15 protein-coding genes are annotated in these 16,539 nt (G+C 47.1%); 3 read left to right on the top strand and 12 right to left on the bottom strand.

Going from position 1 to position 16,539, the window contains the following annotated elements:
* The first annotated feature begins 82 nt into the window (after nucleotides 1-82).
* The 3 genes from AB8599_RS12130 (at nucleotide 83) to AB8599_RS12140 (ending at nucleotide 1,420) form a co-directional block, all read left to right on the top strand.
* Complete coding sequence (locus tag AB8599_RS12130; protein WP_407331173.1) at nucleotides 83-940, top strand: GGDEF domain-containing protein; 858 nt, start codon at nucleotides 83-85, stop codon at nucleotides 938-940.
* Between the two features lie 85 nt (nucleotides 941-1,025).
* Entirely contained in the window at nucleotides 1,026-1,232 is a 207-nt protein-coding gene (locus tag AB8599_RS12135) for a YaeP family protein (protein ID WP_407331174.1), read from the top strand.
* Nucleotides 1,232-1,420 carry a DUF4250 domain-containing protein gene (locus tag AB8599_RS12140; RefSeq protein ID WP_407331175.1) on the top strand — a complete coding sequence of 63 codons (189 nt, stop codon included), beginning with the start codon at nucleotides 1,232-1,234 and terminating at the stop codon, nucleotides 1,418-1,420. The genes AB8599_RS12135 and AB8599_RS12140 overlap by 1 nt, the downstream gene beginning before the upstream one ends.
* An 87-nt stretch (nucleotides 1,421-1,507) precedes the next feature.
* Here AB8599_RS12140 and AB8599_RS12145 read toward each other — a convergent pair whose 3' ends face one another.
* From AB8599_RS12145 to bamA, 12 genes are all read right to left on the bottom strand, one after another.
* Nucleotides 1,508-2,857, bottom strand: coding sequence for a sodium-dependent transporter (locus AB8599_RS12145; protein WP_407331176.1), 1,350 nt, complete (start codon nucleotides 2,855-2,857; stop codon nucleotides 1,508-1,510).
* Nucleotides 2,858-3,040: 183 nt separating this feature from the next.
* The gene (locus tag AB8599_RS12150; protein WP_407331177.1) at nucleotides 3,041-3,352 is read right to left on the bottom strand and encodes a c-type cytochrome; all 312 of its coding nucleotides are present in this window, start codon (nucleotides 3,350-3,352) and stop codon (nucleotides 3,041-3,043) included.
* A 56-nt stretch (nucleotides 3,353-3,408) separates the two neighbouring features.
* Nucleotides 3,409-4,737, bottom strand: coding sequence for a tRNA lysidine(34) synthetase TilS (gene tilS / locus AB8599_RS12155; protein ID WP_407331178.1), 1,329 nt, complete (start codon nucleotides 4,735-4,737; stop codon nucleotides 3,409-3,411).
* Nucleotides 4,738-4,847: 110 nt separating this feature from the next.
* On the bottom strand, nucleotides 4,848-5,810 hold the full coding sequence (gene accA, locus AB8599_RS12160) for an acetyl-CoA carboxylase carboxyl transferase subunit alpha (protein WP_407331179.1): 963 nt from the start codon (nucleotides 5,808-5,810) through the stop codon (nucleotides 4,848-4,850).
* Between the two features lie 60 nt (nucleotides 5,811-5,870).
* A complete protein-coding gene (gene dnaE / locus AB8599_RS12165) occupies nucleotides 5,871-9,350 on the bottom strand; it encodes a DNA polymerase III subunit alpha (RefSeq protein WP_407331180.1) in 3,480 nt (1,159 codons plus the stop codon).
* Between the two features lie 68 nt (nucleotides 9,351-9,418).
* Nucleotides 9,419-10,021 carry a ribonuclease HII gene (gene rnhB / locus AB8599_RS12170; protein WP_407331181.1) on the bottom strand — a complete coding sequence of 201 codons (603 nt, stop codon included), beginning with the start codon at nucleotides 10,019-10,021 and terminating at the stop codon, nucleotides 9,419-9,421.
* A 3-nt stretch (nucleotides 10,022-10,024) separates the two neighbouring features.
* A complete protein-coding gene (lpxB, locus tag AB8599_RS12175) occupies nucleotides 10,025-11,173 on the bottom strand; it encodes a lipid-A-disaccharide synthase (protein ID WP_407331182.1) in 1,149 nt (382 codons plus the stop codon).
* Complete coding sequence (lpxA, locus tag AB8599_RS12180) at nucleotides 11,173-11,961, bottom strand: acyl-ACP--UDP-N-acetylglucosamine O-acyltransferase (protein WP_407331183.1); 789 nt, start codon at nucleotides 11,959-11,961, stop codon at nucleotides 11,173-11,175. Before lpxA ends, lpxB begins: the two co-directional genes overlap by 1 nt.
* A gap of 2 nt (nucleotides 11,962-11,963) precedes the next feature.
* Nucleotides 11,964-12,416, bottom strand: coding sequence for a 3-hydroxyacyl-ACP dehydratase FabZ (gene fabZ, locus AB8599_RS12185; RefSeq protein ID WP_016958027.1), 453 nt, complete (start codon nucleotides 12,414-12,416; stop codon nucleotides 11,964-11,966).
* Between the two features lie 133 nt (nucleotides 12,417-12,549).
* Nucleotides 12,550-13,575, bottom strand: a complete 1,026-nt coding sequence (gene lpxD / locus AB8599_RS12190) for a UDP-3-O-(3-hydroxymyristoyl)glucosamine N-acyltransferase (RefSeq protein ID WP_407331184.1) — start codon at nucleotides 13,573-13,575, stop codon at nucleotides 12,550-12,552.
* A 12-nt stretch (nucleotides 13,576-13,587) separates the two neighbouring features.
* Nucleotides 13,588-14,097 carry an OmpH family outer membrane protein gene (locus tag AB8599_RS12195; RefSeq protein ID WP_407331185.1) on the bottom strand — a complete coding sequence of 170 codons (510 nt, stop codon included), beginning with the start codon at nucleotides 14,095-14,097 and terminating at the stop codon, nucleotides 13,588-13,590.
* A 22-nt stretch (nucleotides 14,098-14,119) separates the two neighbouring features.
* Complete coding sequence (gene bamA, locus AB8599_RS12200) at nucleotides 14,120-16,519, bottom strand: outer membrane protein assembly factor BamA (protein ID WP_407331186.1); 2,400 nt, start codon at nucleotides 16,517-16,519, stop codon at nucleotides 14,120-14,122.
* Nucleotides 16,520-16,539: the final 20 nt, after the last annotated feature.

Genomic DNA, 16,539 nt, shown 5'->3' on the forward strand with positions numbered 1-16,539 from the left:
CGCACCGATAATCTGGAACGCTTTTTGCTTCTATTGATGAATGCATGAACGGTCATGGTTATTAGTTTCTGAGGCAGTTTCGATGAGTACGCAACTGGAACAACTCAAAAAAGCAGCAATACAGTCTCGCCGAGTTCCTCTCGGGGCGGATCAGCGCCTAATGGTGCTGCAGAAACTTCAAGGTCGACTTGAGATAGAAAAATTGTTTGAAGTGTTCACCAGAGAACTGGAAAAGCAAATCGACATTCATCGTCTGATATGGGAGCACGACGACATCTCTCATATTGTTAGACGTGGCGGCTCTTCTGATCATCGACAAACGTTCTCGATAAAATTTGCGCAGTCTCCGTTAGGAATGCTGCAATACAGTACGCCCTATCAACTTGATGACGATGAAATCAGTCTTATTCATACCTACCATCGCCTTCTTGCTGGCCCTTTAAGCAATGCCATTGAGTACTGTCGTGTTAGAAATCTCGCGATGCTTGATAGCCTCACAGGCCTAAACAATCGAACCAGCTTTGAGCAAGACCTCCGTCAATCTCTCGCCTTAACAGAGCGTAAGAATCACGGTTTGATCTTAATGATTTTTGACATGGATAACTTTAAACAGGTTAACGACACCTATGGTCACCTAGATGGAGACAAAGTACTGCGTCGCTTTTCATTGTTATTAAAAGAAGCCATTCGAGCATCCGATCGCTGCTATCGCCTCGGCGGAGATGAATTCGCGGTATTGCTTACACCCGCTACGCGTGAATCAGCGCAACTGGTTAACGATCGTCTCAAAATGCTGCTTTCCAATGACTCCCTTCTTACTGCGCATTCTATTTCCAGTTCTGTCGGTTGCTCAGCATATCGTCAAGGCGATAATGTCACTTCTATGTTTGAGCGAGCGGATCGCAGCATGTACCGCAACAAAGCCAATCGTCGTCGATAACATCCCCCCCTCTTTCTTCGATTAAGGCTCCATCGCATCACTTTTTTACGGTATATTTCAGTCAGAGTCTTTCCAAGGAGTAGCAATGAAAGTCTACGATTGTTGTGATTTGATCCGCCAACGTTATGCGGAAATTGGCAGTGGTGACCAAGGGTATATTCCCAAAGCAATCACCTGCGCAGTAAAAACACTGAATGCCATCGCATCAGATGAATCCCTACCTAAAGAAACCCGCGAACAAGCTGCATTTGCCGCAGCCAATTTGCTGATCAGCGACCATAGGGATGCCTGATGGATTTAAAGAAATTTGAAACCATGGACACGGTAATGCTGATGAGTATTGTGAACATGAAGCTACGCGATGAATTCTCGTCACTGAATGAGTTAGTGAAGTACTTTGAGATCGATGCGGCGGCGTTACAGGTAAAACTGGCGAGTGCAGGGTTTGAATATATGCCCGATCAGAATCAGTTTCGCTAAGCCAGAATGATAGTGAACTAACGAAAAACGGAAGCCTCAGCTTCCGTTTTTGTTTTCATTGATTAATTACATTTCTTCATGACATTGTTACGCCAATGACATCCAAATCACCGCAATGACCAGCGCTGGACAGACAAATTTGACATAGGCTGGCCAGATTTTCCAAAACAGCCCCTCTTCGATGTTGTCATAGCCCTGACGCAACTCTTTAAGCTTCTCAATACGGGTCCAAACCCAACCACCGTAAAGACAGAACAGCAAAGCCGCGATTGGCTGAAAGTACTGAGTGGCAATTGTCGCAACTAGGCCAAACATGCTGCCAAAGTTAAACACAATAACGACACTAAACAGGGCAATTAGCCCACCAAGTAACCAGCTTGCGACAGAACGCTTCGTCCCCAAACGCTCATTCATCAAGGATACAGGGCATTCCAACATGGAAATGGACGAGGTTAGCGCTGCAATTGTCATCAATACAAAGAAGATTAACGCAATGAATGCACCACCCGCTCCCAACCCTTCAAACAGCATTGGTAAGACATCAAAAACCAGTGTGGATGAACTCAGTAGCGCGCCATTAGCATCGTAAATCTCAACCTCTTGTTGCATGGCAGCAAACATCGCAGGAAGAATAACTAAGCCTGCGATAACCGCGACAGCGGTGTCCACCAATGTCACGTTAAGTGCCATTTTGGGAAGATTTTCTTTTCGGCTTAGATAAGATCCATAAATCAACATGGAGCAACCTCCGATCGTTAGCGAAAAGAAACCTTGTCCCATCGCGGCCAATATCAGATCCCGATCCATGACCTTTGAAAAGTCAGGAATGAGATAATGCGCAAGCCCTTGGGTTGCTCCCGGCAATGTCATGACGTAGACAAATAATATGCCAAAAAGAACAAACAAAGCTGGCATCAGTCGGGTTGACCATTTTTCGATGCCATCTTTCACACCAGCCTGAACAATCAAGATAGTAAGAAGGTAGAAAATAGCCGCACCGAATAAATTTCGCTCAACAGAGAAACCTTTTAACCAGAGAGAAACATCATTCAGGCCGACAATGTCTGCGCCTGCAGCCAGTAGGAACGATACTAACCAGCCACCCACGATGCTATAAAAGGCAAGTACCAGACAAGGAACCATTAAGCCAATCAATCCAACGCTGCCACCTAATGTTTTCGAAAGTGGTGAACGCCCAAGCTTACGCATACTGTCGATGGGGTTTGCTTGACCATGGCGACCAATCGCCATTTCAACAACCAGCATCGGATATGCCACGACTAAAATCATCAAAAGATAAACCAGCAGAAATGCACCGCCGCCATTGCTTGCCGCTTGCGTAGGAAAGCCCCAAATATTACCCAATCCAACAGCGGCACCTGCCGCAGCAAGCACAAATCCTATCCTTGAGCTGAAATGCTCACGTCCTGCAGCCATTGCTTTACCCTCGCACAATGTATCAGTGAGCTAGTACAATAGTAAAATCTGATTTTTATAGCAATAGCAGCAAATTCGATCGAACAAAAAACAATCTAACCACATAAAAAACTTGCGAGGTGAATCCATACAAATAAAAAAGCCACAGCACAGAGCTGTGGCTTTTCAACAAATCGGACGCAGTTATTTCATTTGAGAGAAATAGGCAGCAAGATTTTCCATGTCTGCATCGCTCAGCATGTTCGCTTGTGGCGCCATGACAGCAGCTTGCCCACCAGTGCGCTCTCCGTTCTTATAAGCCTTTAAGGCTGTCACAATATACTGCGCGTTTTGACCTGCCAGATTTGGGTAACCGGGAATCATTGCAATACCATTTGCACCATGACACGCCGCGCAAATCACAGCCTTCGCCTTACCGGCTTCCGCATCACCAGCAGCAAAAGAGGGTGCCGCCAGCATAAGAGTAACCAAACCTAAAGGTAATAATTTTTTCATCGCTTCCTCGCTTTATTATTTTCCAGTTTGCATAAATTCTTACACGTGAACGCCATTCACGCACTGTATGGATTGTGTTTGTGCCAGACAAGCTCACACTCCTGCCCGTCGAATCCTTCACAGACAAACATATCAGCGACTGCCGCTATCTGATCGCCATAAAAAATCAATGGCGTTCTTCTGCGTTGCCATGTGGGCACACCATATTCCTGAAACAGCTTTTTTAACTTTCGCTTGCCCTGTCGTCCAACGGGGTGAGCGGATAAACCCTCGGGATTAAAACTGACGGTGACGGCTTCATTCCCATTAGGTCGACGAAGCATCAACCCCTTTATGTCAGCACTTTCAGCCAGCAGCAATTCACCAATATGATCAGGCAACTTAACTAACACATTGAGCGTCAGATAGTGCACCCAATCAGAAACATCTTCAGCATTTTTCACGCAATACAAACTTTGGTGAAAACGTCTTATCTGCCAACACCCAACCTGCACAAGCGGGTTTGCATCTTCAGCAGCCTCAATCACTGACATGAATATCTGGTTGAGTTGCCCTTGCGAAACACTTACACCAGCCGCTTTCTTAAACCAACGTCGTACCAATGATGCTTGCATTCTCGCTGAGTACGCCCCCAACAAAGTCAGCGCGACCCCGCCATCGGGTTGCTCGATACGCGCGTCGTGCTCTGACAGCAACTCATCGAGCAATGCCTCTTGCTCAGCACACAGTTTAGATGTTCGGTTTATGGCCTTTACAAATCCCGGCCATCTTCTTCTCGCCTCAGGAAGCCATGCTTGACGAATAAAATTACGATCAAAACGACAATCCAGATTGCTTTCGTCGTCTATCCACGCCAAACCCTGTTGATTAGCGTAGGTTTCAATATCTTGGCGCATGACAGTCAACAGTGGTCGTAATAAATGCGCCTGCCCAAGTGGTCTAATTTCTGGCATCGCAGCTAATCCAGCTGGCCCACTGCCACGCTTCAACGCCAATAAGAAAGTTTCGGCCTGATCGTCTGCATGCTGCCCTGTTAACACTAATGCCTCTGATTCGACGGCTGATGAAATAGCCAAATATCGCGCCTCTCTGGCGGCTTTCTCCAGGCTTTCTCCCTGCTTATCGATGTCAACGCGCAACCCCTTGAAATCGAACCCTGCCTCTGCTGCCCACTCGCTGCATTGTGTTAGCCAAGCATCTGCTTTTCCACTGAGGCCATGATGTACGTGAATCACAAGGTAACGATGTTGAGGATGGATATCACGATAAGTTGAGAGTAAATCGAGCATGACACGCGAATCTACACCACCACTGAAGGCCAAAACAATTTGTCGAGGAGTGGGGGTATAAGTATCAAGGATATTTTCAAACAGGGAGAACAGCATAAGTGCCTCAAAGACATTGAATTGCCGTCATAATAGCATTGGAATGAAAAAAAGGGCCATTCGGCCCTTTTTAGTATTCTCGTCTTAATATTCGCTTTCGCAAACGGCAATCAGCAGTAGCCGTAGCTCAGTAGACGCTGGTAGCGACGCTCTTTCAGAGCATCCGCATCCAATGGCTCAAGCTCGTCCAATTGCTTCAACAGCAGGGCTTTGATGTTGCCTGCGGTAAAGCCAAAATCTCGATGAGCACCGCCCATGGGTTCTTCAATGATATTGTCAATCAGACCCAGCTCTTGCAGACGCGGTGCAGTCATGCCCATGGCTTCTGCCGCTTGTGGTGCTTTGTTTGAATCACGCCACAAGATTGAAGCACAACCTTCAGGTGAAATCACTGAATAGGTTGAATATTGCAGCATATTGACAAAATCGCCCACACCGATAGCAAGTGCACCACCCGAGCCACCTTCACCAACTACGTTGCAAATCACTGGCACGCTAAGGCCAGCCATTTCTTTGAGATTACGAGCAATCGCTTCTGATTGGCCACGCTCTTCCGCACCAACACCTGGATATGCACCCGCGGTATCAATGAAGGTAATGATAGGCATTTTGAAACGCTCAGCCATCTTCATCAAACGCAGCGCCTTGCGGTAGCCTTCCGGCTTGGGCATGCCAAAGTTACGAATCACTTTTTCACGTGTTTCACGGCCTTTTTGATGACCAATAATCATCACAGGGCGACCATCAATACGTGCCATGCCACCTACGATTGCTTTGTCATCAGCATAAGCACGATCGCCCGCCAACTCTTCGAACTCGGTAAAAATCAGATCGGCGTAATCCAAGGTGTAGGGACGACGTGGATGACGCGCCAATTGCGCCACTTGCCAAGCACCTAAGTCACTGAAGATTTTTTTCGTCAATTCAGCGCTTTTTGTCTCCAATTGCTCGATTTCTTTATCAAGATTGACAGCCTCAGGATCGTCACCGCGTTTGGACACTACACGCAGGGCTTCAATTTTTGCTTCCAATTCAGCAATCGGCTGTTCAAATTCAAGGAAATTAAGACTCATAGAGAAAGAATCCTGTTCAGGTAATTAAGTTGCCCCGTCGTACACGACAGGGCAAACGTATCAGTCAAATTCCAACTCGACCTGTTTGTCGCCGAGCAGCGTTTTTAAATCATCGATCAGCTTATCATCTGGCGTGATCCGCCATTCTGTTCCTAAGACCAATTTCGCACGCGCATCGTCACGCTGGTAATAAAGATTCACAGGTACAGTGCCTGCACGATAAGGTTCTAGGATTTCGCTAAATCGTTCAAAAAATTTGTTATCAATTTGCCTATCAGTCACGGATATAGCAAGACTGCGTAGGTACTTTTCACGCGCTTGAGAGAGATCAAGCACTTCTCGTGCCGACATTTTAAGGCCACCGTTGAAGTCATCAAAGCTGACCTGTCCCGATATGACCAAAATTCGGTCTTTTTCGATAAAATCCAAGTACTTTTCTAATACATCTGAGAATAGCATCACTTCCATACGCCCAGATCTATCGTCGAGCGTCAAAATGCCAATACGCGTTCCACGCTTCGTTGTCATGACTCGAGCTGCAATCACGAGACCCGCTATCGTTGATACCACATCGCGTTTTGTCGCGTGCGCATCTTCTAGTCGCCAAGTTATGTAATGCTTAAGCTCTTTAACGTAGCTGTTGATAGGATGACCGGTTAGATATAAACCTAATGTTTCACGTTCGCCTTCCAGCCACACTTTCTCAGGCCAATGCGGAACATTCGCATATTTGTGTTCAACTTCTTCTGGCGCATCGGTCAACACACCAAACATATCTGCCTGACCAAATGCCTCGGCTTGACGATGTTGGCTTGCCGCTTTGATAGCCCCGTCTAACGACGCCATCATGGCTGCACGGTGAGGACCTAATCGGTCAAGTGCACCCGCCTGAATCAATTTTTCAATAACACGTTTATTGACTTTTTTCGTATCAACTCGCGCACAAAAATCAAAAAGGTCGCGGAAATAGCCACCTTTTTCACGCGCTTCAATAATGTTTTCAATCGGCGTCTCACCCGCGCCTTTAATCGCACCAATACCGTATACGATTTCGCCTTTATCATTCACATTAAAACGATATAGGCCAGCATTCACATCGGGCGGCAGCATCGTCAACTTCATGCGACGACACTCTTCCACCAAACCGACGATTTTATCTGTGTTATCCATATCCGCGGTCATTACTGCCGCCATGAATTCAGCGGGATAATGCGTTTTCAACCAAAGCGTTTGGTAGGACACGAGTGCATAGGCGGCAGAGTGCGATTTGTTAAAACCGTAACCTGCGAATTTTTCCACTAGGTCGAAGATCTTTATCGCCAACTCACCGTCGATGCCGTTCTTCACCGCACCTTCTTCAAACGTTGCACGCTGCTTGGCCATCTCTTCAGGCTTTTTCTTACCCATGGCGCGACGAAGCATGTCAGCGCCACCAAGGGTATAACCCGATAGCACCTGCGCAATTTGCATGACCTGTTCTTGGTAAAGAATGATGCCGTAGGTTGGCTCAAGAATTTCTTTTAATGACTCGTGCTGCCATTTTTCGTCAGGGTAAGAAACCACCTCACGGCCGCGCTTACGGTCAATAAAGTTATCTACCATGCCTGATTGAAGCGGGCCTGGGCGGAACAATGCCACCAATGCGATCATGTCTTCAAAGCAATCCGGTTGCAGACGCTTGATCAGATCTTTCATGCCTCGGGATTCTAACTGGAATACCGCGGTGGTTTCTGAATTTTGTAGTAGCTTAAATGACGCAAAATCATCCATTGGGATTGCTTCAATGCGAATAGGGTCTTGCCCCTCAGCTTGAAGACGAGGGTTAATCATCTTCAACGCCCAATCAATGATGGTTAGCGTGCGCAACCCCAAGAAGTCGAACTTAACGAGTCCTGCGGTTTCTACGTCATTCTTATCAAACTGCGTAACCGGGAAGTTGCCTTCACTGTCACAATATAGCGGAGCGAAGTCTGTGATGGTAGTCGGAGAGATAACCACACCACCAGCGTGTTTACCCGCGTTTCGCGTACACCCTTCGAGAATTCGACACGTATCAATCAGCTCACGAACTTCTTCATCCGCTTCATAAATCTCGCCCAGTTGAGGTTCGACATCAAACGCTTTCGCCAATGTCATACCTGGATCTGGCGGCACCATCTTTGAGATACGATCAACAAATCCGTAAGGATGACCAAGCACACGACCAACATCTCGGATAACCGCTTTGGCCGCCATCGTACCAAACGTAATGATCTGTGATACCGCATCACGACCATATATTTCCGCGACGTGATCAATCACCTTGTCGCGTTTATCCATACAAAAGTCGATATCGAAATCGGGCATGGAGACACGTTCAGGGTTAAGAAAGCGTTCGAACAGAAGATCGAATTCCAGCGGATCGAGATCGGTAATTTTCAGTGCATAGGCCACCAATGAACCTGCACCCGACCCTCGCCCAGGACCAACGGGGATATCATTGTCTTTCGACCACTGGATAAACTCCATCACGATGAGGAAGTAGCCAGGGAAACCCATTTGGTTGATCACCTTGAGCTCGATATCTAATCGCTCGTCATATTCTGGACGGCGGTTCGCGCGCTCTTGCGGATCGGGAAACAAGAACTCAAGACGATCTTCCAAGCCTTCCTGAGACTTCTTCACCAAGAATTCACCAATCTCCAACCCTTCGGTGGGGAAGTTTGGTAAGAAGTATTCATTCAAACGCACTGTCACGTTGCAACGCTTGGCGATTTCTACGGTGTTGACGAGTGCTTCTGGAATATCTTGGAATAACTCACACATTTCCTCTTCAGTACGAAGGTATTGTTGTGGGCTGTAATTCTTTGGCCGACGCGGATCTTCAAGGGTAAAGCCATCATGGATCGCGACACGAATTTCATGGGCATCAAACAGATCTGATGACTGAAAACACACTTCGTTGGTCGCCACCACGGGCAGATCATGCTCGGAGGCAAAATCTAGTGCAAAATGCAGGTACGCTTCTTCGTCAGGACGGCCTGTGCGGATCAATTCTATATAATATGCATCAGGAAAGTGAGTCTGGTAAAACGCCGCACATTGTTTGGCGAGTGCCATATTGCCTTTCAGCAGTGCTTTACCAAGATCACCTCGTCGACCACCTGACAATATGATCAATCCTTCATTGAGCTCCACCAACCATTCAAGATCGATCACCGGTTGATGCTGAACATGACCACGAAGATAGGCTTTTGATATCAATAACGTGAGGTTCTTGTAGCCCGCGTTGTCGGCAGCCAGTACCGTCAGTTGACAAAGGTCGTCACCAAACGCGTCAGACTGCACTTTAAAGTCAGCACCAATAATAGGTTTCACACCGTTGCTTTGGGCGGTGTTGTAGAACTTCACCAGTCCGCATAGGTTCGTGAAATCGGTCAATGCCATCGCTGGCATACCAAGCTCGCCAACTTTTTTAACCAAAGGAGGCACTTTACCCAGGCCGTCGACCATGGAGTAATCACTGTGAACACGAAGGTGGATAAAACGTGGGTCTGACATAGTACTCGTACGTGACTGATTTATGTTTAGATAGGATGATAAAGGGGAGCTCAACTCCCCTTTACGCATTATGCAATGCCTAGCGCTTTCTTGACAGGCTTAAAGCTCTTACGGTGCTCAGCGATAGCGCCGTGCGCTTCAAGCGCTTCAAAATGCACCTTGGTTGGATAACCTTTGTGCTTTGCGAAACCATATTGCGGATGCTGGGCATCCAGCACTTCCATTTCGCGGTCGCGCACAACTTTGGCGAGAATCGAGGCGGCGCTGATTTCAGCCACACGTAAATCCCCTTTGACGACCGCTTCACCTTTCATGGTTAATCCCGCTGGTACGCGGTTACCATCAATCAAAACAAAATCAGGTTGAATCGACAAACCTGCGACAGCACGCTCCATGGCTAGCATGGTGGCCGCGAGAATATTCATGTCATCAATTTCTTCTGGCTCGGCGCGTCCAAGTGACCAGGCTAACGCTTTTTCTTTGATTATCTCAAACAGCGCTTCGCGTTTCTTTTCGGTCAGCTTTTTTGAATCCGTCAGCCCTTCAATAGGATTGTTAGGATCCAGAATAACAGCCGCAGTCACAACTGCACCCACTAGCGGGCCTCGCCCTACTTCATCAACACCCGCAATAAGCTTGGCATCAGGGTAAACAAAAGGTTCGAAATCCATAGATCAACGCCCTATTAAATTCAGTACAGCACGCGCTGACGTTTTGTCTGCATCACGACGAATCACTTCATGCAAACGCGTAAATTCAGCCATCAACGCTTTGTTATCGCCATCAAGGTAGCGACTCACTTCTGTCGACAGTGCTTCTGGCGTGCATTCTTCCTGCAGCCTTTCTGGCACAAGCTCTCTGCCCGCTAGAATGTTTGGTAACGAGACAAATTCCGTTTTCACTAAACGTCTTGCCAGCCACGCAGTGATCGCATTCACTTTGTATCCGACAACCATAGGACGCTTAACCAGCATGCACTCCAGTGCTACCGTGCCCGATGCCAAAAGCACAACATCTGAAGCGGCAATGACGTTGCGGGCCGTATCATCAACCAGTGTGAAATCCAATTCAGGCGCTGTTTCTTGCCATGCTTGCTCAAACTGCGCACGACGGGCTTCGTTGACCAATGCGACGGCAAAACCCAAATCGGGATATTTCGCTTTGAGTAACTTGCAGGTTTCAATAAACGTCGGGGCAAGCATTGTCATCTCACCACCGCGGCTGCCTGGCAATACCGCTAAATAGGTTTTGTCGGTATCCAATCCGAGCAATGTTCTCGCAGCTGTTTTATCGCTTTCCAACGGAATATCGTCTGCCATGGTATGTCCTACGAAATCACATGGCACATCAAATCTGTCGTAAAACGCTTTTTCGAACGGCAGAAGCGCCAACACCAAATCTGTTGCTGCCGCAATTTTGAAAATACGTTTTTGACGCCACGCCCATACACTCGGGCTGACGTAATGGACCGTTTTAATACCAGTATTTTTGAGCGATTTTTCAAGACGGAGGTTAAAGTCTGGCGCGTCGATACCCACAAATACATCGGGCGGATTGGCAACAAAGAAATCCACCAATGCATGTTTGATTTTCAACAAACGAGGCAAACGACCAAGCACTTCTACGATGCCCATGACTGCCAGCTCTTCCATATCAAACAAGGTCTCGCATCCCAAGGCTTTCATGCGAGGGCCACCGATACCAACAAACTCAGCATCTGGATATTGCGCTTGAACCGCTTTGATAAAGCCAGCACCTAAAATATCGCCGGAGATTTCCCCGGCGACAATTCCAACTCGTAACGGCTTAGTTGCTTTAGCCATTATCGAATAATACCTCGGCTCGACTTTTCAAAAAACTCAACAAAAAGTTGAAGAGCTTCTTCGTCTTTTGCCATCTCAGCAACTTGCTTTTTCGCTTCATCCAGCGTTTTACCAGAACGGTAAATCTCTTTGTAAACAGCACGGATCGCTTTAATTGCACTCTTTTCAAAGCCGCGGCGTTTGAGGCCTTCCACATTAATCCCGAATGGTTCGCAGTGGTTACCTTGCGCCATCACATACGGAGGAACATCTTTCACCACAATCGAGCCACCACCAAGCATGCAGTGACTGCCGATAGTGCAAAACTGATGAATCGCCGTCATGCCGCCAACAATCGCAAAATTACCAACAGTCACATGACCCGCAAGGGTTGCGTTGTTAGCAAAGATACAACGGTCACCAATCACACAGTCATGTGCCACGTGCGCATTGATCATGAATAAGTTATCACTACCGACTTGGGTATGACCGCCATCTTGAACAGTACCACGATGCATAGTGACACTTTCACGGATCGTGTTTCGATCACCAATCTCTAGTGTGGTGGGTTCACCCGCGTATTTCAGATCTTGACACTCTTCACCGATAGAGGCGAACTGGAAGATCTTATTATCTCTGCCAATTTTTGTTGGACCTTTGATAACAACATGGGTTTTCACTTCGGTGCCTTCACCGATCTCCACACCAGTACCAATGAAGCTGAACGCGCCAATTTTAACGTTAGCGCCAAGGGTTACCCCCTCTTCAACCACTGCGGTTGGGTGGATTTGTGCAGATTCATGAATCACAGTTAAAACTCTCTTCTGGCACACTTCAGGTCAGCAGAACACACAACCTTACCATCTACTTTTGCAACGCCAGTGAAGGCAGCAATGCCACGGCGCTCTTTAATGAACTCAACTTCCAATACCATTTGATCACCCGGCGTCACTGGCGCACGGAATTTGGCATTGTCGATACTTGCAAAGTAGTAAAGCTCATTTTCCTTAGGGTTTCCGAATGTTTTGAATGCCAACAAACCTGTAGCTTGCGCCATGGCTTCGAGGATCAGTACACCTGGGAAAATAGGAAGTTGTGGGAAGTGACCCGTGAATTGAGGTTCGTTTACCGATACATTCTTGATGGCATGAAGGTATTTACCTTCTTCAAAATCAATAACACGATCAATAAGAAGGAATGGGTAACGATGCGGTAGAAGCTCTCTAATTTCGTTAATAGTCAGCACGTTGTTTTCGCGAATCAAAGTAATATTCCCGTATGAAAAGCTTATTATTTGTCGTTGAGAACGGAAAATGGCCTACACTGCAGACTACGGCGATATTGAGCAGTTTCTCAATGTGCAGCAAGCCACCAGAGTAGGCCATCTAAGACAGCGTTTACTTGCTATCTTCTATTTGTTTTTCAACGGCTTTTAGTCGTTTATGCATCTCTTCGATCTTCATCACTCGCGCTGCTGTTTTACGCCACTCGCGATTGGACTGAAGTGGAATACCCGAAGAATACATACCAGGTTCAGTGATCGGTCTCATCACCATCCCCATACCAGTGATCGTCGCACCATCTGCAATTTCAATGTGACCATTGATTACACAGGCACCGCCAATGATACAGTGCTTGCCTATCTTGGTACTGCCCGCAATAACGGTCGCACCTGCAATGGCTGTATTTTCACCGATCTCGACATTATGCGCGATCTGGCAAAGATTGTCGATAATCACACCATCAGCAATCAGGGTGTCATCCAGCGCGCCACGATCGACTGTCGTGCATGCACCGATCTCAACACGATCGCCAATGATAACGCGGCCAACTTGAGGGATCTTTATCCAGCGTCCTTTGTCATTGGCATAACCAAAGCCGTCTGAACCAATCACAGTGCTTGACTGCACCAAGCAAGACTCACCGAGTTGAACGTCGTGATAAATGCTCACATTCGCCCAAAGGCGAGTGTTTGCACCCAATTTGGTATTCTGACCGACAAAACATCCAGCACCAATCTGAACATGATCGCCCAGTTCAACACCGTCTTCAATCACAGCATTATGACCGATGGACACACCTTCACCCAGTTTTGCTGAAGGTGATACATAAGCACTCGCCGCAATATCAGTCGCACAGCGAGGTGTACTGTCTAATAGCTGCGCGGTAAGTGCATAACCCAAATACGGATCTTTCACTACTAGCACGTTGCCATTGCAATATGCGAGGTCGGCTTCCTTGACCATCACTGCACTGGCTTGACACTGTGCGAGGTGCTTACGGTACTTGCTACTGGATAAAAACGTGATTTGTCCTTCACCCGCTTTATCCATTCCCGCAATAGAACGAATGGCAACGGTACCGTCACCATGCAGCTCCGCACCCAATTTTTCCGCTAATTCAGCGAGCGTAATTGAAGCCATTTTCTACCTTACTTATTTGACTGCTTTCAGTACTTTCTCTGACAAGTCATCTTTCGGGCTTGCGTAAAGAACTGCCTGGCGATCTAGCACCATGTCATAGCCCTCTGTCTTCGCAAGACTCGTGATGGTCTTTTGCAGTTTTTCTACTAGTTTACGTTGTTCTTCAGCGCTGCGCTTGCGCTCGTCTTCTTTTAGATTACCGACTTTAAGTTTATAGTCAGAATCCAAAGACTGCAGTTGGCGCTGAAGTTTGGTGCGCTCGCTTTCACTCATTAGCTCGCCATTGCGCTTCAATTTTTCAATGCCTTTTTTGAGCTGATCTTCCAAACGTTCTACTTCAGCAATGCGATCTTTAAATTCTTTACGCAGTTTTTCACTCACATTGCTTTGTTTTGCCATTTGCGCAAGTACTGGGCCTGTCGCTACGTAACCCACTTTTTGCGCAGCCTCTGCCGCAGTTGCATACATAGAGGCAGTGAAAATGGCAAGGCTCAGGCCTGCCGCTTTGATAATAGGTTTCAAACTTTTCTCCTAGTCTTGAAAATCAGAACGTTTGGCCAATCGTAAAGGTAAAGAATTCTTCATCATCACCTTCATAGCTCTTAATCGGTTTCGACAGCGAGAACACTAGTGGCCCCATTGGTGAGCGCCATTGGAGAGCTGCACCGTAAGACGCACGATAGTTGGTCGGATCGCTGTAGTCGTAAATATATTCTTGTCCGCTGATAACACGCGCATTGTCGAGATCATATTCGGTATCCCATACAGATGCGGCATCAACAAACACACTGGTACGTATCGAGTTTCTCACTTCCGCAGACACAAATGGTGTCGGCACGATCAATTCCATACTCGCCAATGCGATGGCATTACCGCCCACAGAATCATTACTGCCTACCAGTGCCGGGTTATTACCCGCACCTTGGTCGTATACTGCTTTAGGCCCTGCCGTGTTTGAACGGAACCCTCGCAGTGTTGAGTAACCACCGGCATAGAAGTTTTCATAAAACGGAAGCAAGTAATCATTTTCGTCATTCTTACCGTAGCCGTTACCATAACCGAGTCGCCCACGCATAAGCAGCGTAAAGCTGTGTGATTCAGTCAACGGAACATACTGCCTCACATCATATTGCGTTTTGAAATACTGGGTATCTGAACCCGGCACTGTCATACGGAATGATGCACGCTGATAGTTACCTGCCGTTGGGAAGAAGCCACGATTAAGGTTGTTGCGGCTCCAACTTACCGACCAGTCAAAATCATCGACTTCCAATCCACCGTTATCGGTCACACTATCTTCCATCGAATCGAGGAATTTCTGAATTTGATAGTAACCACCCAGATTTTCGATTTGACGGTGTGTGTAGCCAATAGAGAAGTCGAAATAGTTCAGCTCGTTAAAAGGGAAACCCCACGTTAGACTGGTACCATAGCTCTTATCGGTATAATCAACGATGTTTGCATCAGAGGCTTCAAATTCGTTGTAGAAGATTTTCCCACCCAAACTAATGCCATCAAGCGTCCAATATGGGTCACGGTAGTCCAGTGTCAGGTTTTTCTGGTAATCATTGACCATGGCGTTAATACCAAAGCGATTACCGGTTCCTGCAAAGTTATCTTGCTGAAGACCAGCCTGGAAGCTAATGCCCGATTCCGTACCGTAACCAATACCAAAGTTCACGCTGCCGGAGTTGGTCTCCTTAACGAAATACTCAACATCGACCTGATCATCCGTACCCGGCACACGCGTGGTACGCACATCAACGGTTTCAAAAAAGCCAAGACGGTTTAAACGCTCTTTACTGGTTTCAACCGATTTGGCGTTTAACCAAGAGCCTTCCATCTGACGCATTTCACGACGCAATACCTCGTCACGCGTAATTTGGTTGCCAGAGAATTTGATATTGCGGACATAGACGCGCTTACCAGGGTCAACATTCACATTCAATGCGACGGTGTTTTCGTCATCATTAAATTCGGGAATAGTCGCCACCTGCGGATAAGCGTAACCTTGCTCACCCAGCTTGCGTTTGATCTCATCTTCCAGTCGAGTGACTTTCTCACCGCTGTAGACTTCACCATCTTCAAAAGGAACCAGCGTTGCAAATGCTGCGCTGTCTTTACCACCGCGCACATTCACACCAGACACCGTATAGGGTTCGCCCTCATCAATGTTCAGGGTGATATATACGCCTTTCTTATCAGGAGAAATAGAAACGTTGGTTGATTCGACGCGGAATTTTAAATAACCACGGTTTAGATAGAACGAACGTAGACTTTCCAAGTCACCAGCAAGTGCTTGCTTTTGATATTGCTCATTAGCAAGGAAGTTCCACCAAGGTACATCAGCACGAAGCTTAAAGTTTGCCTTGAGCTCTTCATCGCCAAACACGTCGTTACCAATAAAGTTAATTTGCTGAATGGTGGCCGAAACCCCTTCCGTAAACACAAACTTCACATCAGCACGATTACGCGGAAGCGGTGTGATCACCGTGTTGACCAGCGCGTTATATTTACCCACGCTGTAGTAAAAATCTTCGAGACCTTTTTCAATATTTGACAAGGTCGTACGGTCGAGTGCTTCGCCGACACGCAAGCCAGATGCTGAAAGATTCTCTGAAAGCTGCTCTTCCTCAATGGCTTTATTGCCCGAAAACGAAATACTCGCCACCGTAGGACGTTCAATAACCTTCACTAACAGGTCATCACCGTCACGGAAGACGCGCACATTCTCAAAGTTCCCAGACGAGAAAAGGGATTTAATGATCCCGGATACATCGCCTTCATCAATATTGTCGCCAACTCGTACCGGCATCGCGAGCAAAGCGGCACCGAGACTGACTCGCTGAAGCCCCTCAAATCGAATGTCTTCCACTACGAACTCATCGGCCGTAACAGAACTAGAAAATAGAAGAGAGGCCAGTAAAAGTTTTTTCATCGCCATTGCTGCTCTGAGTGTTCCTT

The sequence above is a fragment of the Enterovibrio litoreus genome, assembly GCF_045679545.1.
GTDB lineage: Bacteria > Pseudomonadota > Gammaproteobacteria > Enterobacterales > Vibrionaceae > Enterovibrio.

Excerpts from the sequence above, each read along its gene's own strand:
- AB8599_RS12130 (WP_407331173.1), top strand. The coding sequence starts at position 83 with ATGAGTACGCAACTGGAACAACTCAAAAAAGCAGCAATACAGTCTCGC.
- AB8599_RS12135 (WP_407331174.1), top strand. The coding sequence starts at position 1,026 with ATGAAAGTCTACGATTGTTGTGATTTGATCCGCCAACGTTATGCGGAA.
- AB8599_RS12140 (WP_407331175.1), top strand. The coding sequence starts at position 1,232 with ATGGATTTAAAGAAATTTGAAACCATGGACACGGTAATGCTGATGAGT.
- AB8599_RS12145 (WP_407331176.1), bottom strand. The coding sequence starts at position 2,857 with ATGGCTGCAGGACGTGAGCATTTCAGCTCAAGGATAGGATTTGTGCTT.
- AB8599_RS12150 (WP_407331177.1), bottom strand. The coding sequence starts at position 3,352 with ATGAAAAAATTATTACCTTTAGGTTTGGTTACTCTTATGCTGGCGGCA.
- tilS (WP_407331178.1), bottom strand. The coding sequence starts at position 4,737 with ATGCTGTTCTCCCTGTTTGAAAATATCCTTGATACTTATACCCCCACT.
- accA (WP_407331179.1), bottom strand. The coding sequence starts at position 5,810 with ATGAGTCTTAATTTCCTTGAATTTGAACAGCCGATTGCTGAATTGGAA.
- dnaE (WP_407331180.1), bottom strand. The coding sequence starts at position 9,350 with ATGTCAGACCCACGTTTTATCCACCTTCGTGTTCACAGTGATTACTCC.
- rnhB (WP_407331181.1), bottom strand. The coding sequence starts at position 10,021 with ATGGATTTCGAACCTTTTGTTTACCCTGATGCCAAGCTTATTGCGGGT.
- lpxB (WP_407331182.1), bottom strand. The coding sequence starts at position 11,173 with ATGGCTAAAGCAACTAAGCCGTTACGAGTTGGAATTGTCGCCGGGGAA.
- lpxD (WP_407331184.1), bottom strand. The coding sequence starts at position 13,575 with ATGGCTTCAATTACGCTCGCTGAATTAGCGGAAAAATTGGGTGCGGAG.
- bamA (WP_407331186.1), bottom strand. The coding sequence starts at position 16,519 with ATGGCGATGAAAAAACTTTTACTGGCCTCTCTTCTATTTTCTAGTTCT.